General features: G+C 57.8%; 1 protein-coding gene and 2 pseudogenes. 1 reads left to right on the top strand and 2 read right to left on the bottom strand.

The features are described 5' to 3' along the window. Nucleotides 1-76 precede the first annotated feature (76 nt). Both LL962_RS20790 and LL962_RS20785 read right to left on the bottom strand, forming a co-directional pair. Nucleotides 77-651, bottom strand: a pseudogene (locus LL962_RS20790) (transposase); the annotation flags it as partial. A 656-nt stretch (nt 652-1307) separates the two neighbouring features. Beyond that, nucleotides 1308-1790: a winged helix-turn-helix transcriptional regulator gene (locus tag LL962_RS20785; protein ID WP_228318281.1), complete on the bottom strand. Its 483-nt coding sequence runs from the start codon at nt 1788-1790 to the stop codon at nt 1308-1310. A 76-nt stretch (nt 1791-1866) separates the two neighbouring features. Here LL962_RS20785 and LL962_RS20780 point away from each other — a divergent pair. Next, a pseudogene (locus LL962_RS20780) lies at nt 1867-2015 on the top strand (IS5/IS1182 family transposase); the annotation flags it as partial.

The raw sequence follows: 2015 nt of genomic DNA, 5'->3' as shown, positions 1-2015 counted from the left end.
CTTCTTCACGTCCAATCTCCTCGGGGTAGGGAATTGGACTCCAAACCAAGGTGCTACTCAAACTGGGGGGGACGTCGCGATCACCGCATGCCAGCGGCTGTGGATGACGCGTCGGTACTCGGCGCTTGCTGCGGCGACGTTGATTGAGTTTCATCAAGCAGTACACGCGCCAGACCCTCTTGTGATTCCACAGATGTCCGCGACGACGGATGATCTGAAAAAGCTTTCCAAATCCGCGCTCGGGAAAACGCTCGGCCAACTCGGACAACAGCGCAATAACCTCCTCATCCCGATCGGGACTGCGCCGATAACGTGCTGTCGAGCGAGCCACGCCAACCACCGCACAAGCCCGGCGCTCGCTCCAGCCATGCTGCTCGATGAGCCAGGCAAAAAGCGGGCGCTTATGCGCCGGGTCTACAGCTTTTTTGCGATGACATCCTTCAATGCATGGTTTTCCATCGCGAACTCGGCGTACATGCGTTTGAGCTTGTTGTGCTCAGTCTCCAGGTCGCGCAGGCGTTGCACGTCAGCGGCCTCCATGCCGCCGTACCTGGACTTCCAGACGTAGTACGTCGCATCGGAAATGCCCAGCTCGCGACAGACATCCTTGACCTGGCGACCGCCCTCGACCTGCTTTAGCGTGGCGACGATCTAGCTCTCGGTGAACTTGCTCTTGCGCATTGTTGGTCTCCTTGGGGGCTAGTGTGCCGGAGACCTCTACTGATGGCTGGATCAATTTTACGGGAGGCTGACAAAACCACCAAGGTCAAGAGCACGCCAAGTAACGCCCATGCGAGGGTGCACATTTCCGCTAAGTATGATCTGAGAAGGAGGATTGGTCATTGTGCATTCCGTAACATCAACGTTCGGCCTAACTACCTAATAGCCCGTTACAATGGGTCCAGCTATATGACTTACCCAAAGCGCACCGCGTGGTGCGCTATCCCTTTGATCCATTTCCAGTTAGAGCGGCTGAGTCCGTCTAACAAGCGGGCGTACAACCAGATCGACGAGACCGAAGTTGGCAGTCGTGAACCAGCGCTTGGGTCGAGTGCAGCCCATACCTGCCCATGAAGCTTCCTCGTTAATTCGGTCCACTTGGAAGTAGTGTTCCACCCCAAGGAGCTCAAGGAGTGTCGAGCTCCTCTAACTCGAAAGTTAGGCCAAGTGATAGTGGTAAGCCCATGTCCACAATTAGCCAACGGAATGTGTTGGTCTAGATGGCACGAATCTGGATGCCGAAAACACTCTTCCCCACTTCTCCACTGTCGAGTTCATCTACAAGACTCGTAGCTAGCCGCTCTAAGTCATCTCGGCTTTGCGGCGCTCTTCAACGACTGCGTACGTGCTGGCACATCCTTCACGGTACCCATAGACGCTTTGATAGCAGAGGCTTGCGCGGCAAGCGGGCATCCTGCCGCGATCTCGTGCATGCTGAGTGCATCGCCGTTTTGCGGCTGCACCACTGGCGCGATGTCGGCAGGAAGCGAATCGCCCCATCGGCGCATGGCATCGAAGACCTCCCGCAACCCTTCACCGCGCGGTGTGAGCCGATACACTACACGCGGCGGAGTTTCTGCGTAGGCCGTACGCACGACCAGTCCTGAACTCTCGAACTGCCGCAACCGATGCGTGAGCGTGTGTGCGCTGATGCCGGCCAACGCCGCTCTGATTTCAGTAAAGCGGAGCGGGCCTGCGAGTAGCTCGCGAACGATCAGCGACGCCCACGGGCCTTCCAGCAGATGCAGAAAGCGGGCGACGCCACAACACGTCTCTTTTGACTTCTCCATTCTCACATCCTAAGGAAACTCTGAACAACTCCGCCTGATCCTGCGACAATCGCACAGACGCAACGGGACGACGACGATGCAACTGACCTTCGGCGACGCGGAGTACAACGGCAAACGCAAGCGGACGCGGCGTGAGGTGTTCTTGGCTGAGATGGACCAGGTCGTGCCGTGGAAGGACCTGCTGGCGCTGATCGAGCCGCACTACCCGAAGTCGGGGCAGCCGGG

Source organism: Xanthomonas sp. NCPPB 1067, from assembly GCF_020783795.1.
In the GTDB taxonomy this organism is placed as follows: Bacteria; Pseudomonadota; Gammaproteobacteria; order Xanthomonadales; family Xanthomonadaceae; genus Xanthomonas; species Xanthomonas melonis.
This window is presented reverse-complemented; position numbering and strand designations above follow the sequence as displayed.